At 69.5% G+C, this 25,345-nt stretch carries 23 protein-coding genes and 1 riboswitch; of the genes, 9 read left to right on the forward strand and 14 right to left on the reverse strand.

Translation table 11 applies throughout. The annotated features are described in order from the left end of the window. Nucleotides 1-367 precede the first annotated feature (367 nt). The gene (locus HCX50_RS15060) at nt 368-1,540 is read right to left on the reverse strand and encodes an N-acetylglucosamine-6-phosphate deacetylase (RefSeq protein ID WP_167634924.1); all 1,173 of its coding nucleotides are present in this window, start codon (nt 1,538-1,540) and stop codon (nt 368-370) included. Beyond that, nucleotides 1,537-3,048 (reverse strand): family 20 glycosylhydrolase, encoded by a 1,512-nt coding sequence (locus HCX50_RS15065; protein ID WP_167634925.1) that lies wholly within the window; start codon nt 3,046-3,048, stop codon nt 1,537-1,539. Before HCX50_RS15065 ends, HCX50_RS15060 begins: the two co-directional genes overlap by 4 nt. A gap of 106 nt (nt 3,049-3,154) precedes the next feature. Then, nucleotides 3,155-3,239, forward strand: a riboswitch (ZMP/ZTP riboswitch). A 40-nt stretch (nt 3,240-3,279) separates the two neighbouring features. On the opposite strand from HCX50_RS15065, the gene glyA reads away from it, so the two are divergent. Both glyA and HCX50_RS15075 read left to right on the forward strand, forming a co-directional pair. Continuing rightward, entirely contained in the window at nt 3,280-4,554 is a 1,275-nt protein-coding gene (glyA, locus tag HCX50_RS15070) for a serine hydroxymethyltransferase (protein WP_167634926.1), read from the forward strand. Further along, entirely contained in the window at nt 4,551-5,429 is an 879-nt protein-coding gene (locus HCX50_RS15075) for a bifunctional methylenetetrahydrofolate dehydrogenase/methenyltetrahydrofolate cyclohydrolase (RefSeq protein ID WP_167634927.1), read from the forward strand. The genes glyA and HCX50_RS15075 overlap by 4 nt, the downstream gene beginning before the upstream one ends. A gap of 88 nt (nt 5,430-5,517) precedes the next feature. On the opposite strand, the gene HCX50_RS15080 is transcribed toward HCX50_RS15075, so the two are convergent. From HCX50_RS15080 to HCX50_RS15115, 8 genes are all read right to left on the reverse strand, one after another. Continuing rightward, a complete protein-coding gene (locus tag HCX50_RS15080) occupies nt 5,518-6,087 on the reverse strand; it encodes a hypothetical protein (protein WP_167634928.1) in 570 nt (189 codons plus the stop codon). Nucleotides 6,088-6,144: 57 nt separating this feature from the next. Beyond that, entirely contained in the window at nt 6,145-6,864 is a 720-nt protein-coding gene (locus tag HCX50_RS15085) for a DUF6882 domain-containing protein (RefSeq protein ID WP_167634929.1), read from the reverse strand. Between the two features lie 62 nt (nt 6,865-6,926). Beyond that, nucleotides 6,927-7,727, reverse strand: coding sequence for an HpcH/HpaI aldolase family protein (locus HCX50_RS15090; protein WP_091034679.1), 801 nt, complete (start codon nt 7,725-7,727; stop codon nt 6,927-6,929). Then, nucleotides 7,712-8,497 carry a fumarylacetoacetate hydrolase family protein gene (locus tag HCX50_RS15095; protein WP_091034677.1) on the reverse strand — a complete coding sequence of 262 codons (786 nt, stop codon included), beginning with the start codon at nt 8,495-8,497 and terminating at the stop codon, nt 7,712-7,714. The genes HCX50_RS15090 and HCX50_RS15095 overlap by 16 nt, the downstream gene beginning before the upstream one ends. A gap of 9 nt (nt 8,498-8,506) precedes the next feature. After that, a complete protein-coding gene (gene hpaD / locus HCX50_RS15100) occupies nt 8,507-9,670 on the reverse strand; it encodes a 3,4-dihydroxyphenylacetate 2,3-dioxygenase (protein WP_167634930.1) in 1,164 nt (387 codons plus the stop codon). Nucleotides 9,671-9,703: 33 nt separating this feature from the next. Beyond that, entirely contained in the window at nt 9,704-11,200 is a 1,497-nt protein-coding gene (gene hpaE / locus HCX50_RS15105) for a 5-carboxymethyl-2-hydroxymuconate semialdehyde dehydrogenase (protein ID WP_091034674.1), read from the reverse strand. Then, a complete protein-coding gene (locus HCX50_RS15110) occupies nt 11,197-11,880 on the reverse strand; it encodes a GntR family transcriptional regulator (protein ID WP_205829273.1) in 684 nt (227 codons plus the stop codon). The genes hpaE and HCX50_RS15110 overlap by 4 nt, the downstream gene beginning before the upstream one ends. Then, complete coding sequence (locus HCX50_RS15115) at nt 11,877-13,397, reverse strand: fumarylacetoacetate hydrolase family protein (protein WP_091034672.1); 1,521 nt, start codon at nt 13,395-13,397, stop codon at nt 11,877-11,879. Before HCX50_RS15115 ends, HCX50_RS15110 begins: the two co-directional genes overlap by 4 nt. A 154-nt stretch (nt 13,398-13,551) precedes the next feature. On the opposite strand from HCX50_RS15115, the gene HCX50_RS15120 reads away from it, so the two are divergent. Continuing rightward, entirely contained in the window at nt 13,552-14,931 is a 1,380-nt protein-coding gene (locus tag HCX50_RS15120) for an MFS transporter (protein ID WP_091034670.1), read from the forward strand. A gap of 86 nt (nt 14,932-15,017) precedes the next feature. Here HCX50_RS15120 and HCX50_RS15125 read toward each other — a convergent pair whose 3' ends face one another. Beyond that, on the reverse strand, nt 15,018-15,728 hold the full coding sequence (locus HCX50_RS15125) for an IclR family transcriptional regulator (protein WP_091034669.1): 711 nt from the start codon (nt 15,726-15,728) through the stop codon (nt 15,018-15,020). 145 nt (nt 15,729-15,873) lie between these two features. On the opposite strand from HCX50_RS15125, the gene HCX50_RS15130 reads away from it, so the two are divergent. From HCX50_RS15130 to HCX50_RS15150, 5 genes are all read left to right on the forward strand, one after another. Beyond that, nucleotides 15,874-17,745 carry an FAD-dependent monooxygenase gene (locus tag HCX50_RS15130; RefSeq protein WP_091034666.1) on the forward strand — a complete coding sequence of 624 codons (1,872 nt, stop codon included), beginning with the start codon at nt 15,874-15,876 and terminating at the stop codon, nt 17,743-17,745. An 83-nt stretch (nt 17,746-17,828) separates the two neighbouring features. Then, nucleotides 17,829-18,803 carry an ABC transporter ATP-binding protein gene (locus HCX50_RS15135; protein ID WP_091034664.1) on the forward strand — a complete coding sequence of 325 codons (975 nt, stop codon included), beginning with the start codon at nt 17,829-17,831 and terminating at the stop codon, nt 18,801-18,803. Between the two features lies 1 nt (nt 18,804). After that, entirely contained in the window at nt 18,805-19,560 is a 756-nt protein-coding gene (locus tag HCX50_RS15140; RefSeq protein ID WP_091034661.1) for an ABC transporter permease, read from the forward strand. A gap of 39 nt (nt 19,561-19,599) precedes the next feature. Continuing rightward, a complete protein-coding gene (locus HCX50_RS15145; protein WP_091034659.1) occupies nt 19,600-20,814 on the forward strand; it encodes a sensor histidine kinase in 1,215 nt (404 codons plus the stop codon). After that, complete coding sequence (locus HCX50_RS15150) at nt 20,811-21,440, forward strand: response regulator transcription factor (RefSeq protein WP_337749844.1); 630 nt, start codon at nt 20,811-20,813, stop codon at nt 21,438-21,440. Before HCX50_RS15145 ends, HCX50_RS15150 begins: the two co-directional genes overlap by 4 nt. A gap of 10 nt (nt 21,441-21,450) precedes the next feature. Here HCX50_RS15150 and HCX50_RS15155 read toward each other — a convergent pair whose 3' ends face one another. Next, nucleotides 21,451-22,629, reverse strand: a complete 1,179-nt coding sequence (locus tag HCX50_RS15155; RefSeq protein WP_167634931.1) for a hypothetical protein — start codon at nt 22,627-22,629, stop codon at nt 21,451-21,453. 125 nt (nt 22,630-22,754) lie between these two features. Between HCX50_RS15155 and HCX50_RS15160 the strand changes: the two genes are divergently transcribed. Beyond that, nucleotides 22,755-23,135, forward strand: coding sequence for a VOC family protein (locus HCX50_RS15160; RefSeq protein WP_091034652.1), 381 nt, complete (start codon nt 22,755-22,757; stop codon nt 23,133-23,135). Here the strand turns inward: HCX50_RS15160 and HCX50_RS15165 are convergent. Both HCX50_RS15165 and HCX50_RS15170 read right to left on the reverse strand, forming a co-directional pair. Further along, the gene (locus tag HCX50_RS15165) at nt 23,132-23,560 is read right to left on the reverse strand and encodes a VOC family protein (RefSeq protein WP_167634932.1); all 429 of its coding nucleotides are present in this window, start codon (nt 23,558-23,560) and stop codon (nt 23,132-23,134) included. The genes HCX50_RS15160 and HCX50_RS15165 overlap by 4 nt on opposite strands. A gap of 21 nt (nt 23,561-23,581) precedes the next feature. Beyond that, the gene (locus tag HCX50_RS15170) at nt 23,582-25,231 is read right to left on the reverse strand and encodes a thiamine pyrophosphate-binding protein (protein ID WP_167634933.1); all 1,650 of its coding nucleotides are present in this window, start codon (nt 25,229-25,231) and stop codon (nt 23,582-23,584) included. Nucleotides 25,232-25,345 lie beyond the last annotated feature (114 nt).

Genomic DNA, 25,345 nt, shown 5'->3' on the forward strand with positions numbered 1-25,345 from the left:
GGGTCGGGATCCTCGGGGGAGGAGAGCCCGGCCCCCCATCTCTGCACACGAGGAACAGACCGTCGATCTGGGGACCGGCGGCCTCCCGCGTGGGTCGGTCTTCGGACCGAAGGGACTTCTCGAAGATTTTCGAGAAGTCGCGTAATGAATCGGTGGGGATGCCGTCTCATCCCATAGAGACAGCCGTACGAATCCCTCCGGGGGGCGGGATTCAGGCAGCGGTCGGTCGGGATCCTCGGGGGAGGAGAGCCCGGCCACCGGCTCTGAGAGGGGAACGGGGCCGTCGATCTGGGGACCGGCGGCCCCCCACCCGAACCTGAATGACCGGAGAGCGCAGGGTTGCGCGTCGCGCGATGCGCTGCTGCCTCTAGGCGAGCAGCCGTGGTCCTGACCACACTCGTGCGACGTGCAGCTCGGCATCCAGCAGCACGGCATCGCCGAGCATGCCGATGCGGAGTCCGCCGAGTGCGGCGGAGCAGCCGATCGCCCGTGCCGGGGTCTCGGTGAGGGCGCGTACGGCCTCAGCGAGCTCCACGCCCGCGGCCACCGCCCGACGCAATGCCACATCCTGGGTGAGGGTCGAACCGGCGATCGACCCGGTGCCATCGGCCCGCGCCACGCCGTTCTCGACCGTGACGCTCACCGCTCCGAGGTCGTAGTGGCCGTCCGCGCTTCCGGCCGCGGCCATGGCGTCGGTGATGAGGGCCACGCGACCGGGCGCGGAGTCGAACACGAGCTTGATGACGTGCGGGTCGAGGTGCACGTTGTCGGCGATCGCCTCCAGCACCACGCGATGATCTGCCGCGGCGGCCAGCACCGGCCCGGGAGCACGATGGTGGATGCCGGGCATGGCATTGAACGCATGGGTGAGGATCGACGCGCCGGCCTCGAACGCGGCGACCGCCATCGCCGCATCGGCATCGGTGTGCCCAACGGCTGCCGCGGATCCGCCGGCCACGATCTGCCGGATCGCATCGAGTCCGCCGGGCAGCTCGGGGGCGATCGTCACCTGGCGCACAGTGCCGCGCCCGGCATCGAGCAGGCGCGCGACGTCGGCCGCGACGGGGTGGCGCAGAAGCGTGGGCTCGTGCGCGCCGTGGTGGCCCGGGTCGAGGAAGGGTCCTTCGAGGTGCGAACCGAGGATGTCCGCGTCGGTCTCGGTCAGGTCGGCGATCGTGGCGACGTTGCGGGCGAGATCGTCGATCGACGCCGTCACCAGCGACACAACTGCCCGGGTGGTGCCGTGCGCGCGATGCAGATCGCGCCCGGTGCGGATCGCCTCCACCCCGTCGTCGAACGATGCACCGGCACCGCCGTGTCCGTGGATGTCGACGAACCCCGGGGTGAGCAGGGCGCCGGGACCGGCAACCGCCGCGGCGTCGATGACCTCATCGGCGGGCGACCAGTCGGCGCCGGTGCCACGAGCGGTGACCGTGCCGTTCTCGATGCGGAGCCAGCCGTCTTCGGTGATCTCGCCGCGATCGACGATCCTGGCCGAATGGACGACCAGCGAACCGGTCGCGGAGGAGTGGGTGCTCAACGTTCGCTCCAGGGGATCTCGTCTGCGGGGTGGAAATCGATCCCCTCAGCCTTCCACAGCGGTGAGAGCGCCCCGACCCGCACGCGGAACGACTCCCAGACGCGCTCGGGCGCCCGTCGCGGGGACCAGGCGACCTCGGCCTGGGCGGCCACGCGGGGGAAGACCAGCTGCTCGACGTCACCGAGCGTGCGCGTGGTCTCGGACCACAGCGGCGCTTCGACGCCGAGGATCGCGGCATCCGGCACGTCGAGGACTGCGGTCGGCTCCCACTCGTAGGCGGAGCGGACGTCGATGATCGCGGCCCAGGTGAGTCCCAGGGGGAAGTCCTCGGTGTACTTCATGTCGAGGTAGGTGACGTCGGCCGCGGACATGATCAGTGCGCCGCCGCGCTCGACGAAGTGCGCGGCCTCTTCGGCGTGGGTGCCCTCCGGGGTCGTCTTGCCCCAGTACTGCCCGATCGTGCCCTCGGCGATGTTCGCCGCCGACCCCATCTCGTGCCAGGCGACGGGGGTCTTGCCGGCTTCGACCACGATCGCGGTGGCGCGTTCGGCGAACAGGTCGAAGTCGGCCTGGGGGGTGCCGAGCGACTCGTCGCCGCCGATGTGGATATACGGACCGGGGGTCATCTCGGCCAGTTCGCGGACGACATCGCGCACGAAGTCGTACGTGCGCTCCTCGTGGATGCGCACGCTGGAGTGCCCGACCCCCCAGCCCAGGTAGTTCTCGCCGGCGACCGGCAGCGCCTGCCCGAGGCGTTCCGAATCCGCGATCAGGTTGTCGTTCATGACCGGCTCCTCGACGAGTTCCGGGTAGGCAACGCCGATCGCGTGCGTGTGGCCGGGGAGGTCGATCTCGGGAATCACGATCATGTGGCGTGAGGCGGCGTATTCGACGATCTCGCGGTAGTCGTCCTTCGAGTAGAAGCCGCCAGGGTCGCCGTTCGCCGATGTGCCGGCGGCCAGCTCGGTGAGCCGCGGCCAGGAGTCGATGTGCACACGCCATCCCTGGTCGTCGCTGAGGTGGAGGTGCAGGTGGTTGAGCTTGAGGGCGCTCGTGCTGTCGATGAACTTCTTCACGTCGTCGACGCCGAAGAAGTGCCGGGCCACGTCGAGCATCACGCCGCGCCGGGCGAAGCGGGGAGAGTCGGCGATGTCGGCGCCGAGCAGCGCCCAGCCGGAGTCGTCCTGCCGGAGCATCTGTAGCAGTGTCTGCACGCCGTAGAAGAGCCCTGCCTCGTCGGCGCCGATGACGACGGCGCGCTCGCCGATCTCGAGCGTGTAGCCCTCCGGTGCCGACGAGTTCGGGTCGACGAACAGCTCGATCTCGGCGGAGGGCTCGTCGGCGACGGCGAGGCGGATGCCGGTGCGGCGCTCGACCGCGTCGATCAGCTGGGCGGCGGCGGGGGAGGAGCCGAGCACGCGCGTCGTCGCGGTGACCGGCATCCGCCCGTCTCGTGCGGCGGCGGACACGGGCACGGGCACGAGAGGAAGAGGATGAGGAAGGACCATGAACAAAACCTACCTGCCGTGGCCTCTCAGCGGAACGGGGAATCGAATCGATTCTGCGGCGGTCGTCGAAACGACCGCGCTCGCCGCCTCGGGCATCCGCTATGCTCGTAACCGTCGCGACTGGCGTCTGGGTGGACTACCACCGGGGAGCGACTGACCACGGAATTCGACCGCGCGCCTGGGCCGATAGGAACACCCCTTTCGAATCCGTAGTCAGAGGAGCATGTCACCATGACCGACCGTTACTTCAACGCCCCGCTCTCCGAGGTCGATCCCGAGATCGCGCAGGTCCTCGACCGTGAGCTGAAGCGTCAGCAGACCTTCCTCGAGATGATCGCCTCGGAGAACTTCGTTCCCGTCTCGATCCTGCAGTCGCAGGGTTCCGTGCTCACGAACAAGTACGCCGAGGGCTACCCCGGCCGCCGCTACTACGGTGGCTGCGAAGAGGTCGACGTCGCGGAGTCCCTCGCGATCGAGCGGGCGAAGAGCCTGTTCGGCGCCGAGTTCGCGAACGTGCAGCCGCACTCGGGCGCCTCGGCGAACGCCGCTGTCCTGCATGCGATCGCCCGCCCCGGCGACACGCTGCTCGGCCTCTCCCTCGACCAGGGCGGCCACCTCACGCACGGCATGAAGATCAACTTCTCCGGCCGGCTCTACGACATCGTCGCGTACGGCGTCGACCCCGAGACCTCGACCATCGACATGGCGGAGGTCCGTCGCCTCGCGATCGAGCACAAGCCCAAGGTCATCATCGCCGGCTGGTCGGCCTACCCGCGCACCATGGACTTCGCGGCCTTCCGCGAGATCGCCGATGAGGTCGGCGCGCTGCTCTGGGTCGACATGGCGCACTTCGCCGGTCTGGTCGCCGCGGGTCTGCACCCGAACCCGGTTCCTCATGCCCACGTCGTCTCGTCGACCGTGCACAAGACGATCGGCGGCCCCCGCTCGGGCTTCATCCTCACCAACGACGCCGAGCTCGCCAAGAAGATCAACACCGCGGTCTTCCCGGGCCAGCAGGGTGGACCGCTCATGCACGTGATCGCCGCCAAGGCGACCGCGTTCAAGCTCGCCGGCACTCCGGAGTTCAAGGAGCGCCAGGAGCGCGTGCTGCGCGGTGCGAAGCTCATCGCCGAGCGCCTGTCGCAGCAGGATGTGCAGGATGCCGGCATCGCGGTGCGCTCGGGCGGCACCGACGTGCACCTGGTGCTGGTCGACCTGCGCGACGCCGAGATCGACGGCAAGCAGGCGGAAGATCTGCTGCACGACATCCACATCACCGTGAACCGCAACGCCGTTCCGAACGATCCGCGCCCGCCCATGGTGACCTCGGGCCTGCGCATCGGTACGCCGGCGCTCGCGACCCGCGGTTTCGGCGACGCCGAGTTCACCGAGGTCGCCGACATCATCGCCCTCGCGCTGCTCCCCGGTGCCGATGTCGAGTCGCTGCGCGCCCGCGTCGACGCGCTGGCCGCCGCGTTCCCGCTCTACCCGGACCTCCAGCAGTGACCGCGAAGATCCTCGACGGGAAGGCAGCGTCGGCAGCGATCCGTGCCGAACTCACGGAACGCGTCGCGGCGCTGAAGGAGCGGGGCGTCACCCCGGGCATCGCGACGGTGCTCGTGGGTGCAGACCCGGCATCGCAGCTGTACGTGGGCATGAAGCATCGGCAGTCCGAGGCGATCGGGATGAACTCGATCCAGCGTGAGCTGCCGGCAGATGCGACGCAGGCCGAGGTCGAGGCACTGATCGACGAGCTCAACGCCGACCCCGCGTGCCACGGCTACATCGTGCAGCTGCCGCTGCCGAAGCACCTCGACACCGACGCCATCCTCGAGCGGATCGATCCGGCGAAGGATGCCGACGGACTGCACCCGACCAACCTCGGCCGACTGGTGCTGAACGTCAACGGTCCGATCCACACGCCGCTGCCCTGCACGCCGCGCGGCGTGATCGAGCTGCTGCTGCGCAACGATTACGACCTCAAGGGCAAGCACGTGGTCGTGGTCGGGCGCGGCGTCACCATCGGCCGCTCCATCGGGCTGCTGCTCACCCGCCGCGACCTCAACGCGACGGTCACGCTGACGCACACCGGCACCATCGACATGCCGCGGTACCTGCGCGAGGCCGACGTGATCGTGGCCGCGGCCGGTGTCAAGCATCTGATCCGCGCCGAGGACGTCAAGCCCGGTGCGGCCGTGCTCGACGTCGGCGTGACGCGCGAGACGCACCCGGAGACCGGCAAGAGCCTGGTCTTCGGTGACGTGGCCCCCGAGGTCGCGGATGTCGCGGGCTACATCTCGCCGAACCCCGGCGGTGTCGGGCCGATGACGGTCGCCCTGCTCATGACGAATGTCGTGGAGGCAGCCGAGCGGGTCGTGTAGCCCCCCCGGGTCGTCGCAGATACGCACGATGTCGCAGGAATCCGTGAGATTCCTGCGACATCGTCGTATACCCGCGACGTAGGGCCGGTCAGCCGAGTTCGTCGAGCATCCGGCGCTGCTCGGGCGTGAGTCCGTCGGCGAGCTCCTCACGTGCCGCGGTCGTCTCGGGGGACTCCGGTGCGGCGCGTGTGGCGGCGGTCGTCGCGGATGCGGGCTTCGCGCGCCCGCCGTTCACCCGCGCCTGCACGGAGTCGTAGATCTCCCCGGCTTTGGCCCGCATCCTGTCGTCGATCTGGTCGTAGATCATCCAGCCGAACAACAGTGCGAGCGGGGGCAGCACGAACGCCCAGAAGCCGGAGGCGCGCACGCCGCTCAGCCACACGGTGAGTACCCAGACGATGAGCTCGACGAGGTAGACGAGCACGTACTGGACGATCTTCTCGCCGGTCTTCGTGCGTTCGGCGGCCGACTTCGCGGCGGACTTGCGGAAGGCGCCGGCGATCAGCGGCTTCACGAAGAGTGCGGCGAGGGTCAGGATGACCGATGCCCACAGGGCATTGAACCCGACGGAGACGCCGGGCAGCAGCAGACCGATCAGGAGCAGCACCGCGACATTGAACACGTAGAGCGCCGCGAACCGGACGATTCCGTTCTTCATGCGACCAGAATCCCACAGATCGTGGTGACGCGGATGCGGAGCGGACGCCCCGTGCGGTCAGCCCTGTGGGTGCAGCGTGCTCTCGATGCCGCTGATGCGGGCCTGCTCGTCGAAGCGGAACGTCGCCGTGCCGGTGGTGTCCGACACGGACGCGCCCGAGAAGGCCTCATCGGTCCAGGTCAGTGTCCAGCCGGCGAGTCGTGCGAGGTCCCACACCGCGGTGCGGGCGTCGGGCAGGTCTGCTCCGGCGAGCACACGGGGGAGGGCGACGACCGCGTCGGCGACGGTGAGCGGCGCGAGCGGGGCGTCGAGCAGGAAGACCGCGCGGGTGCCGTTGCCGACGGGGGCGGAGTAGTACGGAGAGCGTCCGGTCAGTTCGACGGCGACCCCGCCGATGGTGTGCGCCGCCTGTGCGATCCAGTCGTCGTCGCCGGCGCCCTCGGGGAACGGCAACTCCGAGGTCGTCAACTCGGCGATGCCGTGCTCGGTGCCGTATGCGTGCAGCTGTGCGGCGACACCCTGGGGGTCGCCGTTGGGGTGCGCCCAGGCCCACAGCAGCGAACGGGGGCCCGGCGCGATCGTCGCGATCAGGTGCGCGCGGGCGACGAGCTGCCTCGAGGGGTCGTCGTTCGCCGTGAAGGTGAGCGTGCCGGCGGCCATGTCCGCGTCCCAGCGGTGCTCACCGAGGGCATCGGCGGCGGCGGAGAGGGCGTCCTGTCGGAGTGCCACGAAGATGGCGGCACGGTCGGCGAGGGGCTGGAGCGCGGCGAAGGTCATGCCGACAGTCTCGCGGCAAATGCTATGAATCCGCTAGCTCGCACACTGTTCGTGTGAGCAGTTCAGTAGCTGGCGCGCGCCGTTCCATCCGCGGCGATGAAGCGGGCGGCCAGGGCCTCGGATGCTCTGGCCAGCAAGGCGACGTCGGCGCCCACGGCCACGAAGTCGGCGCCTGCTGAGACGTACGCGTCGGCGGCGGCGGGATCGAACGCGTTCACACCCACGGCCTTGCCCGCGGCCTTCACCGCAGCGAAGACCTTTTCGACCGCAGCGGTGACATCAGGATGCGTCTGCTGACCGAGGAGTCCCATCGATGCTGACAGGTCGGACGGTCCGACGAAGACGGCATCCACGCCGTCGACCGCGGCGATGTCGGCCGCGGCCTCGACCCCTGCGGACGTCTCGATCTGCACGGTCAGCGAGACATGCTGCGCGGACTCCTGCAGATACCGGTCGACGCGGTTCCATCGGGCGCTGCGGGCCAGGGCGCTTCCCACTCCGCGCACACCCTCCGGCGGGTAGCGGGTGGCAGCCACGGCGGCGCGGGCCTCATCTGCGGAAGACACCATCGGGACGATCAGGTTCTGTGCCCCGAGATCGAGGATCTGCTTGATCGCGACCGTGTCGTTCGACGGCACCCGCACGAGCGGGGCGATCGGATAGGCGGCGACGGCCTGCAGCTGCTGCAGCACGGACTCGAGCGTGTTCGTCGAGTGCTCCATGTCGATCAGCAGCCAGTCGAGCCCAGACCCTGCGGCGACCTCCGCGAGAAGCGGGCTGCCGGAGCAGACCCACATGCCCACGAACGGGCGATCGGAGTCCGCGAGCTGTTCGCGGAAGGAGGGGTCTAGACGAAGCGGCATGCGATTGTTCCCATCGGTCCGTAATCGCACAGCACTTCATCGCCACGCGACACCCACATCGGGCGCGTGAACGATCCTGCCAGGATGATCTCGCCTGCTTCGAGACGCGCGCCGTGCTGATGGAACTTGTTCGCGAGCCAGGCGACACCGGTCGCCGGGTGGCCGAGGACTCCGGCGGCCACGCCGGTCTCCTCGATCTCGCCGTTGCGGGAGAGGACGCCCGGTACCCAGCGCAGGTCGATCTCGTCCGGACGTCGACGCTCCGTGCCGAGCACCATCGCACCGTAGGCGGCGTTGTCGCTGATGGTGTCGACGATCGTGCGACCCTCGAGCTCGATGTGGGAGTTGAGCACCTCGAGCGCCGGGACGGCGTAATCGATCGCCGCGAGAGCATCCTCGAGGGTGCAGTCGGGGCCTTCCAGCGGCGTCTTCAACACGAAGGCCAGCTCGACCTCGATGCGCACGTTCGAGAAGTGGTCCACCGGGATCTCGGCGCCGGACTCGTAGACCGTGTCGTCGAACATCACGCCGTAGTCCGGCTCGGTGATGCCCGTCGCCTGCTGCATCGCCTTGGACGTCAGCCCGATCTTGCGCCCGACGAGCCGACGGCCCGCTGCGAGGTTCTGGTCGCGCCAGACCCCCTGGATCGCGTACGAATCCTCGACCGTCGCCTCCGGGTACCGTGCGGTGATGCGCGGGATCACGCTGTGCGTGCGGTCGGCCTCGGCGAGCTCTGCCGCGATCGCCGAGATGGTCTCGTCTGACAGCATCCGTGCCTCCTAGAGCTGGTGGCCGAGCTTGTACTCGCCCTGCTTGTACTCGGGCATGGTCTTGTCGTCTTCGGCGCGGGTGTACGAGAAGCCGTCGGCGCCGATGGTCACCGCCATCTCGCTCGAGTCGGTGCGGGCGACGACGGGCTGCGGGTTGCCGTCGAGGTCGAGCACGAGCGAGGCATCCGTGTACCAGGAGGGGACGACGGGGTTGCCCCACCAGTCGCGGCGCTGGTTGTCGTGCACGTCCCACGTGACGACCGGGTTGTCGGGGTCGCCCGTGTAGTAGTCCTGCGTGTACACCTCGACGCGGTGTCCGTCGGGGTCGCGCAGGTACAGGTAGAACGCGTTCGAGACGCCGTGGCGGCCGGGGCCGCGCTCGATCGCATCGGAGCGGCGGAGCGCGCCGAGCTTGTCGCAGATCGCGAGGATGTTGTGCTTCTCGTGCGTCGCGAAGCACACGTGGTGCATGCGGGGCCCGTCGCCGCCGGTCATGGCGGTGTCGTGCACGGTGGGCTTGCGACGCATCCACGCGGCGTAGACCGTGCCCTCCTCGTCCTGGATGTCTTCCGTGACGCGGAAACCGAGGTCCTGCATGAAGCCGACGGCCCGCGGCACGTCGGGGGTGACCTGGTTGAAGTGGTCGAGGCGCACCAGCTCGCCGGGAATGTGGAGGTCATAGCGCCACGACATCCGCTCGACGTGCTCGGTGGCGTAGAAGAACTCGTACGGGAAGCCGAGCGGGTCGACCACGCGCACGGAGTCGCCGATGCCCTTGACGAAGCCGTTCTCGTTCCGACGCACGTCGCAGCCGAGCTCGGTGTAGAACTCGACCGCGCGATCGAGCTCTTCCGGCGTGCGGACCCGGTACGAGAAGGCGGCGACGGCGGCGATCGGTCCCTTGCGCAGCACCAGGTTGTGGTGGATGAACTCCTCGGTCGAGCGCAGGTAGATCGCCTCGTCGTCCTCTGCGGTCACGTAGAGACCCAGGACGTCGACGTAGAACTGACGGGAGGCCGTGAGGTCGGTGACCACGAGCTCCATGTACGCGCAGCGGAGGATGTCCGGCGGCGTGCTCTTCGGCGTCGCCACGGGGTTCTCCGGGTGGATCGGCGCCTCCTGGGAGACGTAGAAACCGGAGGAGGTCAGGGTCATGTCTTCGCGGTGTGTCATGTCAGCGTCCTTGCGTGATCGGGCAGACGGGTTTCAGTTCTTGCCGAAGGTCGGGTTGTGGGCACCGCCGAGCGTGATGTGCACGCTCTGCTGGTCGGTGTAGAAGTCGATCGAGCGGTAGCCGCCCTCGTGACCGAGGCCCGAGGCCTTCACGCCGCCGAACGGGGTGCGGAGGTCGCGCACGTTGTTGCTGTTCAGCCACACCATGCCCGCCTCGACCGACTGCGCGAAGTTGTGTGCGCGCTTCAGGTCGTTGGTCCAGATGTAGGCCGCGAGCCCGTACTTGGTGTTGTTCGCGAGGGACAGCGCCTCCTCGTCGGAGTCGAACGGCGTGATCGCGACGACCGGGCCGAAGATCTCCTCCTGGAAGATCCGGGCGTCGGGGGAGACGTCGGCGAACACGGTCGGCGCGACGAAGTTGCCCTCGTCGAAGCCCTCGGGGCGACCACCGCCGGCGACCAGACGCCCCTCGGTCTTGCCGATCTCGACGTAGCTCATCACCTTCTCGTAGTGCTCGGGGTGCACGAGCGCGCCGACCTCGGTGGCCGGGTCGTGCGGGTAGCCGACCTTGACGCGCTTCGCCTGTGCGGCGTAGCGCTCGACGAACTCCTCGTAGATGGAACGCTCGACGAGGATGCGGGATCCGGCCGTGCAGCGCTCGCCGTTGAGGGAGAAGACGCCGAAGATCGTGGCGTCGACCGCGGCCTCGAGGTCGGCATCGGCGAAGACGACGGCGGGGGACTTACCGCCGAGCTCCATCGACAGGCCCTTGAGGAAGGGCGCGGCGTTGCCGAAGATCAGCTGACCGGTCGAGCTCTCGCCCGTGAACGAGATGAGCGGCACCTCGGGGTGCTTCACGAGCGCGTCGCCCGCGTCTTCGCCGAGGCCGTTCACGAGGTTGAAGACACCCTGGGGGAGGCCTGCCTCCTCGAAGATGCCGGCCCAGAGGGAGGCCGACAGCGGAGTGAACTCGGCGGGCTTGAGCACGACCGTGTTGCCGGTCGCCAGCGCGGGGCCGAGCTTCCACGACTCGAGCATGAAGGGGGTGTTCCACGGGGTGATGAGGCCGGCGACGCCGATCGGCTTGCGGTTGACGTAGTTCATCTGGCGCCCGGGCACTTTGAAGGCGTCGTCGGACTGCGCGACGATCAGATCGGCGAAGAAGCGGAAGTTCTCGGCGGCGCGGCGGGCCTGGCCCAGCGCCTGCGTGATCGGAAGACCGGAGTCGTATGACTCGAGCTCGGCGAGGCGCGCGTCGCGGGACTCGACCAGGTCGGCGATCTTGTGCAGCACCCGCGAGCGCTCGCGCGGGAGCATCCGGGGCCAGGGGCCCTCGTCGAATGCACGCTTGGCGGCGGCGACGGCGAGCTCGATATCGGCCTTCTTGCCGGCGGCGGCCGTCGTGTAGGTCTGGTTGGTGACCGGGTCGAGCACGTCGAAGGTGTCGCCGTCGACGGAATCGACGAATGCGCCGTCGATGTAGTGCTGGATGTGGTCGGGGAGGTCTGCGGGGATGCGCGAATCGGTCATGAGTCTTCTCCGGTCGTCGGGGCGGAACGGGTGTGCAGGGCGTCGAGGAACGCGTCCATCGTGCGCCAGCGGTGGTTGCGGGCAGCGAGTTCGATTTCGAGCGGGTCGGCGCCCGCGCGGATGAGCTCGAGGATCTGGGTGTGCTCCTCGACCGAGTGCCTGGCGCGCCCGGGGACCGACGCGAAGGTCGTGTCGCGGATGCCGGAGAGCCGCGACCAGCCGCGGTGCACGAGGTCGAGCAGATGGGGGTTGGGGCACGGCTCGAACAGCACCGAGTGGAACTGGCGGTTGAGTTCGGTGAACGCGTGGGCGTCGAGGTGATCGAGCATCTGCGCCATGCGCTCGTTGATGCGGGCGGCCTCGTCGAGGGCGGCCTCGTCGAGCAGGGGAGCGGAGAGCGCGGTGGCGCACCCCTCGACCAGGCCGAGCGTCTGCATCGTGTGGGCGTACTCGCTCTCGTCGACGAGTGTCACCCGCGCGCCCACGTTGCGCTCGAAGGTGACGAGACCTTCGGCTTCGAGGCGGCGGATCGCCTCGCGCACAGGGACGACGCTCATCTTGAGGTCTTCGGCGATCGAGCCCAGCACCAACCGGTAGCCGGGGCTGAACATGTGTCCCGTGATGCGCGAGCGGATCCACTCGTACGCGACCTCGGACTTGCTGGCCGTCGTCATCGTCATCGGGAGCTCCGGTGGGCCGTGGCCTCCTCGTAGCGGGCGCGCCACTCGGCGTTGAGCGGGAACAGGCCGTCTACCGGGTGGCCGGCGGCGACCTGTTCGGCGATCCACGCGTCTTCGACCTCCTGCGCGACCGCGTCCGCCGCGACCTCGGCTGCCAGGGCCGGCGGGATGACGATCACGCCGTCGCTGTCGCCGACGATGATGTCGCCCGGCTGCACGGTCGCGCCCCCGCAGGAGATGGTGACATCCACGTCCCACGGCACGTGCTTGCGGCCGAGGACCGACGGGTGCGCGCCCTGCGAGAACACGGGGAGTCCGATCTCAGCGACCGCGTCGAAGTCGCGGACCCCGCCATCGGTAACGACGCCGGCAGCGCCGCGGGTCTTCGCACGCAGGGCGAGGATGTCGCCCAGGGTGCCGGTGGTGGCATCGCCGCGGGCCTCGATCACGATGATCTCGCCGTCATCCACAGCGTCGAACGCCCGCTTCTGGGCGTTGTACCCGCCGCCGTGGGCTTTGAACAGGTCTTCGCGGAACGGCACGAACCGCAGGGTCTTCGCGGTGCCGACGATCTTGCTGCCGGGGATGTTCACCGACACCCCGTCGATGAAGCAGGAGTGGTGTCCGCGCTTGCGGAGCTGGGCCGAGAGCCCCGCTGTCGGAGCCTCGAGCAGCTGGGCGCGCAGCTCGGGGGAGAGGCGTGAGGGGTCAGGAATCGCCGCGTCGGCAGGGGTGCGCTCGGCATCCTGCGACCCCTCACCGGTGGGGGGCGCGAGCCCGGCGGCCTCGGCCGAGCCCCACGCCTCGGCGCGCTGCAGATCGTCGACGGCGGGGAGCGACCCGAGGTCGCCGTCGAACGGGACGTCGCCCTGGGTCACGGTGGTGACCAGGCGGCCGGAGGTCGGTGCGCCGGGAGCATCGGGAGCATCCACCTCGACCTCGACGACGTCGCCGGGGACGATGACCGAGGATCCCGCGGGGGTGCCCGTGAGGATGACGTCGCCCGGCTCGAGCGTGAAGTGCTGGGAGAGGTCGGCGACGAGTTGCGCGAGCGGGAAGATGAGCCCTGCAGTGGTGTCGTCCTGGCGGAGTTCGCCGTTGACCCAGGAGCGCACGCGAAGGGCGGTGGGGTCGACGGTGCGGGCATCGATCAGGTCGGGGCCGAGAGGGGTGTAGCCGTCGCCGCCCTTGGACCGGACGTTCGAGCCCTTGTCGTTCGCGCGCAGGTCGTACAGTCCGAGATCGTTCGACGCGGTGACCCACCCCACGTGGGACCAGGCGTCGTCGAGGGAGACGCGCCGGGCGGCGGTGCCGATGACGAGGGCGATCTCACCCTCGAAGGCCAGCAACTCGGTGCCGGCCGGGCGCTCGACCGAGCCGCCGGAGACACCGACGGAACTGGCCGGCTTGAAGAAATAGGAGGGGGCGGCGGGACGCCGGCCGCGCTGATCGGCGCGGGAGGCATAGCTCAAATGAATCGCGATGATCTTGCCGGGGCGGTCGATGGTATCCGTCACGGGGCGCCTCCTCGCGCTCGTCTGCGTGGTCGTGCAGGACGCCTTGTGCGTCGTATTCGAAATCATATATCATCGGTTCACCCCTCGGCAAGCACTCCGGATCCGCATCCGCTGCACGCCGTGACAATGCGGTCACAACCAAAGGAGACACCCCATGAGCGGGCAGTCACAGGATGGGTTCACACCCACCGGAACCATCGCGACAGCGGCCGATCGGCGCCGCGTCGTCTTCGCCACGGTCGTCGGCACCACCGTCGAGTGGTACGACTTCTTCATCTACGCGACGGCGGTCGGACTCGTGTTCGGCCAGCTGTTCTTCGAGCCGCTCGGCGCGGACAGTGCGCTCATCGCCTTCGCCACCGTCGGCGTGAGCTTCCTCTTCCGGCCGCTCGGCGCGTTCCTCGCCGGACACTACGGCGACAAGCTCGGACGCAAGACCGTGCTCATGTGGACGCTGATCCTGATGGGTGCGGCGACCGCCCTCATCGGCCTGCTCCCGACATACGAGACGATCGGCATCATGGCGCCGATCCTGCTGGTGCTCCTGCGCATCATCCAGGGCATCTCGGCCGGTGGCGAGTGGGGCGGCGCCGTGCTGATGGCCGTCGAGCACGCACCGCGCAAGAAGCGTGGCATCTTCGGGGCTTCGCCGCAGATCGGCGTTCCCCTCGGCCTGCTGCTCGCCTCCGGTGTGATGGCGTTGATGACCGTGATCGCCCCCGGCGACCAGTTCGCGATCTGGGGGTGGCGCGTGCCGTTCCTCCTCAGCGTGGTGCTGATCCTCGTCGGCTACTACGTACGCCGCAAGGTCGAGGAGAGCCCGGTCTTCACCGAGCTCGCCGCGCGCAAGGAGAAGGCGCGGATGCCGATCGCGCAGCTGTTCCGCAAGCACCTGCTGCTCGTGATCATCGCCGCGCTCGTGTTCGCCGGCAACAACGCGGTCGGCTACATGACCACGGGCGGGTACATCCAGGGCTACGCCACGAACCCGGAGGGGTCGATCGGCCTCGAGCGCGGTCCGGTGCTCTGGGCTGTCGCAGGCTCCGCGGTGACATGGCTGCTCACGACACTCCTGGCCGGCTGGCTGTCCGACCGCATCGGGCGCCGCACGACGTACGTCATCGGCTGGGTGCTGCAGCTGGTCGGCGTGTTCACGCTGTTCCCGCTCGTGAACACCGGTGAGATCGGCCTGCTGTTCGCGGGTCTCGCGATCCTGACGATCGGCCTCGGTTTCACCTACGGTCCGCAGGCGGCGCTCTACGCGGAGCTGTTCCCCGCCAGCATCCGGTTCTCGGGTGTCTCCATCTCGTATGCGATCGGTGCCATCGCGGGTGGGGCCTTCGCGCCGACCATCGCCACGGCCATCGTGAGCGCCACGGGCTCGACCGACGCCGTCACCTGGTACCTCGCCGGGATGACGCTGATCGGCCTGGTCGCCACGCTCCTGCTGCGCGACCGCTCCGGCATCCCGCTCGGGCCGGATCACGAGGAAGAGCAGTCCGTCAGCCCGATCTACGGACTCGTGAAGGCCTGAGCCGGCTGCTCGCGGCATCCGATCGAGAGCGTGCGTCCCGAGTGGGCGCACGCTCTCGTCGTTCCGCCCCCGCCGCGACGGGGCGATCAGCCGTCGAGCGCCTCGCGGATGACGGCGGCCGAGCGGTGCAGTCGCGCGGCGATCTGGGCGTCGTCGAGATCCGTCGCCACATGCACCACGGCGATCGCGGCCAGGCGCTGACTCCGCAGGACCAGCGGCACGGCCACGGACTGCACCGTGGGGATGACCTCGTCGTGACTGGTGGCATAGCCGCGGATTCTGGTGGCCTCCACGTCGGCGGGCAGTGACGCGGGAGCTTCGGCGGGCCATTCGGCGCTCGGCAGCTGGGCGAGGATCGCTTTACCCGGGGCGCCCACGGTGATCGGATGCCGGGCGCCGGGGCGCTGGGCGACGCTCGCGACGGCGTGCCGCGGTTCGACGCTGGCCAGCGTGATGCACTCGGCTCCGTCGAGCACGGCGAGGAAGCACGTCATCCCGAGCTCGTTGGCGATCGCGGTGAGCTCGGGGAGCGCCTCGGCCTGCAGATCGTGCGCGACGCCGGCCGCGAGTGCCGCCATGCGGGCGCCGAGGCTCACCGCCCCCGCCGCATCCCGCGTGACGAGTCCGTGATCCTCGAGAGTGCGCAGCAGGCGATACGCGATCGAGCGGTGCACGCCGAGACGGGTCGCGATCTCATCGATCGTGAGGGGGCCACGGGCGTCAGCGAGGACTTCGAGGATGCGGATGCCGCGACTCAGCGTCTGCGAGGCGGGGGAGGCGCTCGGGGTCTCGGGCATGCGTGCGCTCCCTTGCGATCACCGGCACAGCGGTTTAGGCTGTGTTCAATAGTAGAACAGTGTGTTCGAATATAGAACACATCACCCCTGAGCGCAAGACCCGTAGCGCAGGACCGACGAAGAAGTCCGGAAGGAATCGACGACGATGCAGTTCCACCACCACGGCTACGTCTCCGCAGACCCCCGCGTACAGGACGCCGCCGGCGTCGGGCTCGACCGGCCGACCGACCTCCCCGATGAGCTCGACGTGCTGATCGTCGGTTCCGGGCCGGCCGGGATGCTCCTCGCCGCCCAGATGTCGCAGTACCCCGGCATCTCCACCCGCATCATCGAGAAGCGCGACGGCCGCCTCCCGTTGGGACAGGCCGACGGGATCCAGCCGCGCAGCGTCGAGACCTTCCAGGCCTTCGGATTCGCCGAGCGGATCATCGCCGAGGCCTACAACATCGGCTGGATGAACTTCTGGGGCCCGAACCCCGACAAGCGCGACGAGATCGTCCGCACCTCGCGCACCGCCGACTACGCCTACGACATCTGCGAGTTCCCGCACCTGATCGTCAATCAGGCGCGCGTGCTGGACTACTTCGCCGAGGCGGCCGCGAACGGCCCCGGCCGCATCGCCCCCGACTACGGGGTCGAGTTCGTGGGGCTCACCGTGCACGAGGAGGGTGAGTACCCGGTCGAGGTGCGCATCCGCTACGTCGCAGGCGAGCGCGCAGGGGAGGAGCGGACGATCCGCGCCAAGTTCGTCGCCGGGTGCGACGGCGCTCGCAGCGGCGTGCGACAGGCGATCGGGCGCACGCATGTCGGCGCCTCCGCCGCGCACGCGTGGGGCGTGATGGACGTGCTCGTCAACACCGACTTCCCGGACTGGCGGACCAAGTGCGCCATCAACTCCGAAGCGGGCAATATCCTGCACATCCCGCGGGAGGGCGGCTACCTCTCCCGCATGTACATCGACCTGGGCGAGGTCGCCGCGGACGACGACCACCGGGTGCGGCAGACGCCGATCGAGGAGATCATCCGCCGCGCCAACGAGATCCTCCACCCCTACACCCTCGATGTGCGTGAGGTCGCCTGGCACAGCGTCTACGAGGTCGGCCACCGCGTCACCGACGGGTTCGACGACGTGATCGACGAGTCGGGACGCACGCCGCGCGTCTTCCTCACCGGCGACGCCTGCCACACGCACAGCGCCAAGGCCGGTCAGGGCATGAACGTCTCGATGCAGGACGGCTTCAACCTCGGCTGGAAGCTCGGCTCGGTGCTCACCGGCCGCGCTCCGGAGGCGCTGCTGGCGACGTATGGCGCCGAGCGGCGTCCGGTGGCGCAGCAGCTCATCGACTTCGACCGCGAGTGGTCGAGCCTGATGGCGCGCAAGCCCGAGGAGATCTCCGACCCCGGCGACCTCGCGACCTACTACCTCGCGACGGCCGAGTTCCCGTCGGGCTTCATGACGCAGTACACCTCGTCGATGATCACCGGCGCCGACGCCCACCAGGCGCTCGCCGTCGGCTACCCCCTCGGCAAGCGCTTCAAGTCGGCCGAGGTCATGCGCGTGGGCGACGGTAACGTCACCCACCTCGGACACCACGCGAAGGCGGACGGCCGCTGGCGCGTCTACGCCTTCGGCGACCGCACCGGCGAGGCGCTCGCCGCCTGGGCAGCGGAGGCCGCTCCGTTGTTCGCGCGCTTCACTCCCGCGGATGCCGACGTCGACGCCGTGTTCGATGTGAAGGCCGTGTACCAGCAGCCCTTCGAGGAGGTGGAGGTCACCTCGGCGCCGGCCCTGTTCCAGCCGAAGACGGGTCCGCTCGGCCTCACCGACTGGGAGAAGGTCTATGCGGCGGGCCCCAGCAAGTGGTGCGAGACCGACATCTTCGCGGCACGTGAGCTCTCACGTGACGGCGTGGTGGTCGTCGTGCGACCCGACCAGTACGTCGCCGCCGTCCTGCCGCTGGATGCGGTGGACGAGCTCGCAGGCTTCCTCGACGGGGCACTGCTCCCGGCGCGCTGAATCTCCTCGGCATGACACGTGTCATGCCGAGGAGATGACACCTCCCTCCGGCGTCGTGATGCTCATCCCGCGAGGCTGGAGGCATGAACAACTCCTCCGTGGACGGGTCGGCGACGCGGGTCACCGCGCGTCCGGCATCCGAAGCCCCGAACCATGATCCGGTCGTCCTCGAACTGAAGGGCGTCACGCGCCACTTCGGCTCGGGCGACCGCCGTGTGCAGGCCGTCGGCGGGGTCGACCTGTCGATCCGCCGCGGCGAGGTCGTCGCGCTGCTCGGCCCGAACGGTGCGGGCAAGACGACGACTCTCGACATGCTCCTCGGGCTCACTCAGCCCAGCAGCGGCAGCGTCCGGGTGCTCGGCGTCACACCCGAGCAGGCGACCTCGAGCGGAGCGATCGGCGCGGTGCTGCAGACCGGCGGCCTGCTGGGCGACCTGACCGTGGGCGAGACCGTGCGCCTCATCGCCTCGCTGTACGGAGCGGAAGCGGCCGCCCGGGTGCCCGAGGTCATGGCCCGTGCCGACCTCGAACACCTCGCCCGCCGCCGCGTTGCCAAGTGCTCGGGGGGAGAACAGCAGCGGGTGAAGTTCGCGCTCGCGATGGTGTCCGACCCCGACATCCTCGTGCTCGACGAGCCCACGGCCGGCATGGACGTCACGGCCCGGCGGCACTTCTGGGACGTGATGCGGGCCGATGCGGATGCCGGACGCACGATCATCTTCGCCACGCACTACCTGGAGGAGGCGGAGCAGTTCGCCCGTCGGACCGTGGTGATGCACCGCGGCGCCGTCGTCGCGGATGCGCCCACCGCGCTGCTGCGAGCGAGCCTCGGGGAGCGGAGCGTATCCGCGACGGTCGGAGAGGACGGAGCGGCGCTCGTCGCGACGCTGAGCGCGACAGAAGGCGTGGTCGACGTGCGGCTCGACGGAGATCGTCTCAGCCTGCGGGCCGCGGACTCCGACGCCGCCGCCCGCATCCTGCTCGAACACGGCGCTCACGACCTGGAGATCGCCGCACCCACCCTCGAAACCGCCTTCACGGCTCTGACGGAGAACTGACATGCTCGTCTCACCCACCATGCTGCGCATCGAAGGCGTCCGCCAGCTGCGCAACCCTTACACGCTCGCGTTCACCCTGGCGATGCCGGTAGCGATGTACCTGCTGTTCGGAGCCGGGATGGGCTTCGGCTCGCTCTCGGCCGGGCACGGCAACGTCTCGTTCTACGTGATGACCTCGATGGCCGCGTACGGCACGGCGGTCGCGATGAGCTCTCTGACCTCGCTCGCCGCGACCGAGGCGAAGCAGGGCTGGGGGCGCCAACTCGCCATGACGCCGCTGACGACCGCGGGCTATGCGCTGACGAAACTGCTCACCTCCGTCGCCTTCGCGGCGCTGGCACTGGTGGCGGTCTTCGCCGCAGGCATGATGACCGGCGCGGAGGTAGAGGACGGCTGGCGCTGGGTGGCGACCGCGGGCATCATCCTCGGCATCGGCCTGATGTACGGACTGTTCGGGCTCGGTGTCGGCCTGTTCTTCAGCTCCGACTCGGCCGCGGCGCTCGCCTCGATCTCGATGACGTTCTTCGCGTTCTTCGGCAACGTCTTCATGCCCCTCGACGGGGTGATGCTCGACATCGCCCGGTTCACCCCTCTCTACGGCTTCGTCGCCCTGAGCCGCTGGCCGTTGACCGACGGCACCCTCACCACCGGGCAGACGGATGAGCTGTGGATGCTGTTCCTCAACGTCGCCGTGTGGCTCGCACTGTTCGTGCTGCTGGTCACCCTGGGCATGAAGCGCTCCCGGGCGCGGCAGTAAGACGCCGGCCGGATCGGGCGACGACAGTAGGTTGGACGGATGACGCAGCACTCGAAGCGGGCCTCCTCGGAAGCATCCGAGGAGGCCCGGCGGTTCGCCGCCCTGGGAGCACCGCCGGCCGCGTGGTCGGCTCCGGGAGCGCGGGCCCCGCGTGGGCCGGTGGGAAAGGATCCCTGGGCGCGGTTCGGCTGGCTGATGGCCGTGATCTGGCTGGTCTTCCTCGTGTACCCGGTGATCGCACTGCTGCGTTCCGAGGCGCCGCTCGCGTGGATCGTCGTCGGCTGGATCGCACTGGTCGTCTTCGTCGTGCTGTACGTGACCGGTTTCATGCACGGCATGCGGGGCGGTGGAGGACTGGGGAGGCCGCCGTCGACACGACAGTGGGCCACGTTCGTGGTCCTCATCGTCTGCGTGCTGGTCTCGGTGCCGGCCGAGGGCGGATCGGCGCTCAGCTTCCTGCCGTTCATCATGTCGTTCGCCTCGTACGGGCTGACGCGCGTGTGGCACTGGATCACGACAGCCGCAGCCGTGATCGTCGCGGCTCTGTGTGTGTTCCTCCTTCCCGGAGGCCTCAGCTACCTCTCGGTGCTGGCGATCATCGGGCTGCTCGGCGTGGTGAACACGGTGTCGACCTGGCTCATCATCCGCTCCGCTGAGGCCGAACAGCTCGGGCTCGAGCTGGCCACGAGTGAGGGTCGCGAAGCCGTCGCCCGCGACGTGCACGACCTGATCGGCCACTCGCTGACGGTCGTCGGTCTCAAGGCGCAGCTCGTGCGCCGGCTCATGGACTCCGATCCGGAGCGGGCCAAGGCCGAGCTCGCCGATATCGAACGACTGACCGCGGAGGCGATCGCGGGGGTGCGGTCGTCGGTGGCCGGTGCACGGGCGACGACGCTCGTCGAGCAGCTCGCCTCGTCGCGGGACTCTCTCCGTGCGGCGGACATCGACCTGCGCGTCGACGGGGAGCCGGCGGCCCTGTCTCCGGTGCAGGCGATCACCGCGAGCTGGATCCTGCGCGAGGCGACGACCAACGTACTGCGCCATTCCGAGGCGCGCACCGTGCGAGTGCTGTTGGCGCCGGGGCGGCTGGTGGTCGAAGACGACGGGATCGGCCTGGCGGAGGGCGCAGGTGATGGCGCGGGCAACGGGATCCGCGGCATGCGCGAACGCGCGGCGGAGGCGGGTGCGGGTTTCCATATCACCGCGGCGCGTGAAGCCGAGGGCTCAGGGACCCGGGTGGAGGTGACCTGGTGACGACAGCAGGGGAAGCCGGCGGCATCCGGCTGCTGATCGCAGATGACCAGGCGCTGGTGCGCGGGGCGCTGGGTGCGCTGCTCGATCTGGAGTCGGACCTCACCGTGATCGGCATGGCAGCCGACGGCGCGGAGGCGCTGCGGCTCACTGAGGAGCTGCGGCCGGATGTGTGTCTGATGGACATCCAGATGCCCGGCATGGACGGCGTGGAGGCGACGCGACGCATCCGCGAGGTGAGTCCGGACACGCGCATCCTCGTCGTGACCACGTTCGCGCGCCCCGGCTACCTGCGCTCGGCGCTGGATGCCGGAGCCAGCGGGTTCATCGTGAAGGACACTCCCGCCGAGCAGCTGGCGGAAGCCGTGCGCCGGGTGCACTCCGGATTGCGCGTGCTGGACCCGGCGCTCGCGGCCGACAGCCTGTTCGACGGCGCCAACCCGCTGAGCGACCGGGAGCGTCAGGTGCTGCGCCTCGCCGCGGACGGGCGGTCGGCAGCGGCTATCGCGGCGGAGGTGTTCCTGTCGGCCGGAACCGTGCGGAACCACCTCTCGGCGGCGATCGGGAAGACGGGCGCGGCGAACCGGGCGCAGGCCGTGCGGATCGCCCTCGACAAGGGCTGGATCTGACGCTCAGCCGTCACGCGGATGCGGTGTGGGCTCGCTGTGCCGCGGCCTGCTTCTGCCGGGCGAGCCAGGTGTGCCCGGCGATCGCGGCCCGGACTTCGGCGGAGTACTCCCTTCCGCCGTCCGGGTGATGCCGGAGGTTCCTCCGGTGGAAGGGAGACTCCTCGCGGTGCGGGCCGCTGCGGTCGATGCGCTGGGCGAGTCCGGTGAGGCTGTCGCGGCCGGCTTCGTGATACTCCTGACGCTCGGCCTCATCCAGGCGGATCAGGCACGAGTCCTCGGCCATCGAGGTGATCGTGTACCGGGAGTCGAGGTACAGGTCGCCCTGCTGTTCGACCAGGAACCACGAGCCGGGCTCGTGATCGACGTAGCGCATCGCATCGCGCGCCTCGGCGATGCGCGCGGCGTCGCCCCACTCCTCGACGGGAGGGATGGCTTCGAGGGGCCGTCGCATCGCGGCATCCAGCGGGTGGTACCCGAAGGTCGGGGAGGAATCGCGATGCAGGGTGAGGCAGGCGACCCGGCCGCACGCGGTGCACGTGACCTGGCTCTCGACCCGCTCCATCAGGGCGGAGGCCTGGAGCAGCCGGAGATCGGCGAGGCTGACGGCTCCGCTGGACTCCCTGAGTACTCCCGCCTCGGCCCCCGCCAGGAGAGCGTCGACGGTGCCGTCCACATCGAAGGAGCCGTCGCCGGTGCGCACGATCAGTTCGCGGCACACCGGGCAGTCCTCGTCGGCCGGACGGCACGTCTCCTTCGGGTCATCCACGGTGATGGCCACGCGCTGCAGGTCTCCGGCGCGACGGCCCCCGTGCTTCACGTACTCCGGGCGCAGATACGCTGCCTCGAGGACGAAGTAGCGGTCCCCGTCGGCGAACCTCCAGGGGACGTCGAACGTCGCCTTGAAGTCGGCGAAGGTCGCATCGTTGTCGACCCCCGGGAGCCACTCCGCGGCGTCGAGGCCACGCGGAGTGAACGGCGTCGGCGTGAGATGCAGGATCACGGCGACGACCGCGTCGTCGTGCAGCACGATCTCTCCGCCCGACTCGAACAGCAGATGCTGCGAGAGCACGGCGGGTTCGCCGATGCTGCGCTCCGTGGTCGCCACGGGGTCGCCGCCGAATGCATCGATCAGGCGACGCACGGGGGCGTCGTCACGTGCCAGGCAGAGGGCGTCGAGAATCAGGGGCATCCGGTCATGCTCTCGACGTCGCGTCACCCGACCAGTATCGGTCACCGACCGCTCTGGTGCGATGTCGGTGGCCGCGCGTACCGTGGACGCCGATGGGCGACGGCGCCCGACAGGAGGAGTGCGTGATGGATTGGAAGATCGAACTCATCTTCGTCCCGGTCTCGGATGTCGACCGGTCGAAGGCCTTCTACGAGAAGATCGGCTTCCACGCCGACCACGACCAGACCCCCGTCGAGGGGCTGCGGTTCGTGCAGATGACTCCACCGGGTTCGGCCTGCTCGATCGCCTTCGGCACGGGCCTCGGGAACGATCTGGAGCCGGGGCAGCAGAACTCGATCCAGGTCGTGGTGCCCGATGCCGATGAGGCGCTGGCGCACCTGCGAGGTCTCGGCGTAGAGGCGCAAGGTGTGGAAGACCTGGACTGGGGGCGGTTCGTGTCCTTCGACGACCCCGACGGCAATACCTGGACGCTGCAGGAACTGCCCGACTACGGAGCTCAGGGCTAGACGGCGGTGGTCGCCGGCGTCTGCGTCCGTGTCGACGCGACGTCGGCGACCACCTCGACCTTGAAGCCTGCGGCGTTCTCGAGCCAACCCGCGTAGTGCTGTTCGCCGCCGGCGTGCGGGTAGCGCTCGGCGTAGAGAGGGAGCCAACCGTGCATCGGGGCCTCGGCCATGAGCGCATCCACGGCAGCGGAGTCGCCACCGTGGAACGCCAGATGGTTGAGCCCGGCGCGGCGGCGGTCGTGCGCGGCATCCGACAGGTTCGGCGAGGTCGTGAAGGTGAGGTAGGTCCCGCCCGCAGCCCAGGATTCCCCGTCGGACCATTCGCTGTCGAGCGTGAAGCCCAGACGATCGAGGATCCAGCGCCATTCGGTGCGCACGGCATCGAGGTCGGCGACCCACAGTTCGACGTGATGGAGACCCGGCATCATCCGAGTCTGCCAGTCGCGTCAGGAGTTCACGCGGATGATCTCCTGCTGGTAGGGCGCGATGACATCCCCGGAGATACGCAGGTCGAGGAGCAGGAAGCGGCGGGTGGAGGCATCCTCGGCGGCCCAGCTCTCGAGGCGGTCGAGGTCGGCGAGCGTGCGCACCACCACGCCCTCGGCACCGACGGCGGCGCCGAACGCGGCGAAGTCCACCTCGGGGATGCGCATGGGTCCCTCGGCCAGGCCCTTGAGGCCATACAGGTTCACCTCGGCGCCGTACGCCGCGTCGTTCCAGACGACGGCCATGCCCCGGCCACCGGCCGCGCGGACCGCAGATTCGAGGTCGGCGATCGCCATCAGTCCGCCGCCGTCGCCGGAGGTGAGTACGACGGTCGATTCGCGCCTGGCCAGAGCGGCCCCGACGACGCTCGGCCAGCCCTGCCCGATGGACTGGAATGCCGTGCCGATCATCATCATGCGGTCGGGGGCGGCGACCGGCCAGTACATGTTCGCCCAGCCGATGAAGTGGCCGCCATCGGACACCACGATGCGGTCCTCGGGAAGCAGCTCGGCGATGCGACGCGCGGCCGACCGCGGGTCGAGGCGTCCATCGGTGGCGAGTTCGTCGCCGGCGTCGTAGATGCGGGCCGCCGCGACGTCGACGCTCTCCCGCCACGGGCTCGACGACAGGGAACCACCGAGCCGGGACACGAGAGCCTCGGCGGCCAGGCGGGCGTCCGCGCGTACGAATCCGCCGACGTGGGCATGGGTGGCGGCGGGGGCGATGTCGATCTGGAAGACCCGCGTCCCCGGCGCGAAGAGTTCGCCGAACCGCATCGTGAACTGGTTCAGGGAGGCGCCGAACACCACGGCGACATCGGCTGTGCGCACGAGTTCCATCGCGCCGTCCGCGCCGAAGCCGCCGGTGACGCCGAGGTCGTACTGCGTGTCGGGGAAGACACCCCGTCCGAGAGCCGAGGACGCGGTCAACGCGCCGGTCGCCGCGGCGAGCTCGCCCAGCGACGTGCTGGCGCCGGAGAGCCATGCGCCGCGGCCGGCGAGGAGGAACGGGCGCTGGGCGGTGCGCAGAGCATCAGCGATCTCGTCGAGCATCCCCTCGGCGAACTCCCCACGCGGCGCGAGCGGAGCGGGCACCCGCGGCGACGGGGCCGCCGGAACCTCGCCGGCTTCGAGCGCCGCGACGTCGTAGGGGATGGCGAGGACGACCGGGACGCGGTAGGTCAGGGCGTGCTCGATGGCGATGATCGTGGTGGCGGCGGCATCCGCTCGGCCGACCGTATAGGTGCGGGCGCCGACGGCGGAGGCGAGCGCGATCTGGTCGACGTCCCACGGGCGCGGGCCGGACGTGGGCTCGTCGCCGACCACGAGCACGAGGGGGACATGCGCCTGCACGGCCTCGGCCAGGGCAGTCAGCGTGTTGGTGAACCCGGCGCCGTACGTCGAGGTGCCCGCGGCGATGCGCCCGGACGCGCGGAAGTGGGCGTCGGCGGCGACCACGGCGCCCTGCTCATGGCGGACGGCGGTGAAGGAGGCATCCGTCTGCGTTTCGATCGCGTCGAGGAAGTAGGCATTGCCGTTGCCCATCACGCCGAACACGGAGTCGATGTGCTGAGCGAGAGTGAGGGCGACGTGCGCGGAGACGGTGGGCATGCGAAAGCCTTTCGAGACAGGGACGGAGGAAATGCGGATCCGTATGTGTCTCGCCTCCGCGTCTTCGCGAAGTGCTTCGTGCCTCTTTTTCAGGCACCGGCAGGGCCGGACCCG

The organism is Microbacterium sp. B19(2022) (genome assembly GCF_012030385.1).
Taxonomy (GTDB): domain Bacteria; phylum Actinomycetota; class Actinomycetes; order Actinomycetales; family Microbacteriaceae; genus Microbacterium; species Microbacterium oxydans_B.

Bases quoted from the DNA above. Each gene is read 5' to 3' on its own strand.
- HCX50_RS15065 (WP_167634925.1), bottom strand. From the start codon at position 3,048: ATGGTCCTTCCTCATCCTCTTCCTCTCGTGCCCGTGCCCGTGTCCGCC.
- glyA (WP_167634926.1), top strand. From the start codon at position 3,280: ATGACCGACCGTTACTTCAACGCCCCGCTCTCCGAGGTCGATCCCGAG.
- HCX50_RS15080 (WP_167634928.1), bottom strand. From the start codon at position 6,087: ATGAAGAACGGAATCGTCCGGTTCGCGGCGCTCTACGTGTTCAATGTC.
- HCX50_RS15085 (WP_167634929.1), bottom strand. From the start codon at position 6,864: ATGACCTTCGCCGCGCTCCAGCCCCTCGCCGACCGTGCCGCCATCTTC.
- HCX50_RS15090 (WP_091034679.1), bottom strand. From the start codon at position 7,727: ATGCCGCTTCGTCTAGACCCCTCCTTCCGCGAACAGCTCGCGGACTCC.
- HCX50_RS15095 (WP_091034677.1), bottom strand. From the start codon at position 8,497: ATGCTGTCAGACGAGACCATCTCGGCGATCGCGGCAGAGCTCGCCGAG.
- hpaD (WP_167634930.1), bottom strand. From the start codon at position 9,670: ATGACACACCGCGAAGACATGACCCTGACCTCCTCCGGTTTCTACGTC.
- hpaE (WP_091034674.1), bottom strand. From the start codon at position 11,200: ATGACCGATTCGCGCATCCCCGCAGACCTCCCCGACCACATCCAGCAC.
- HCX50_RS15110 (WP_205829273.1), bottom strand. From the start codon at position 11,880: ATGACGATGACGACGGCCAGCAAGTCCGAGGTCGCGTACGAGTGGATC.
- HCX50_RS15120 (WP_091034670.1), top strand. From the start codon at position 13,552: ATGAGCGGGCAGTCACAGGATGGGTTCACACCCACCGGAACCATCGCG.
- HCX50_RS15125 (WP_091034669.1), bottom strand. From the start codon at position 15,728: ATGCCCGAGACCCCGAGCGCCTCCCCCGCCTCGCAGACGCTGAGTCGC.
- HCX50_RS15130 (WP_091034666.1), top strand. From the start codon at position 15,874: ATGCAGTTCCACCACCACGGCTACGTCTCCGCAGACCCCCGCGTACAG.
- HCX50_RS15135 (WP_091034664.1), top strand. From the start codon at position 17,829: ATGAACAACTCCTCCGTGGACGGGTCGGCGACGCGGGTCACCGCGCGT.
- HCX50_RS15140 (WP_091034661.1), top strand. From the start codon at position 18,805: ATGCTCGTCTCACCCACCATGCTGCGCATCGAAGGCGTCCGCCAGCTG.
- HCX50_RS15145 (WP_091034659.1), top strand. From the start codon at position 19,600: ATGACGCAGCACTCGAAGCGGGCCTCCTCGGAAGCATCCGAGGAGGCC.
- HCX50_RS15155 (WP_167634931.1), bottom strand. From the start codon at position 22,629: ATGCCCCTGATTCTCGACGCCCTCTGCCTGGCACGTGACGACGCCCCC.
- HCX50_RS15160 (WP_091034652.1), top strand. From the start codon at position 22,755: ATGGATTGGAAGATCGAACTCATCTTCGTCCCGGTCTCGGATGTCGAC.
- HCX50_RS15165 (WP_167634932.1), bottom strand. From the start codon at position 23,560: ATGCCGGGTCTCCATCACGTCGAACTGTGGGTCGCCGACCTCGATGCC.
- HCX50_RS15170 (WP_167634933.1), bottom strand. From the start codon at position 25,231: ATGCCCACCGTCTCCGCGCACGTCGCCCTCACTCTCGCTCAGCACATC.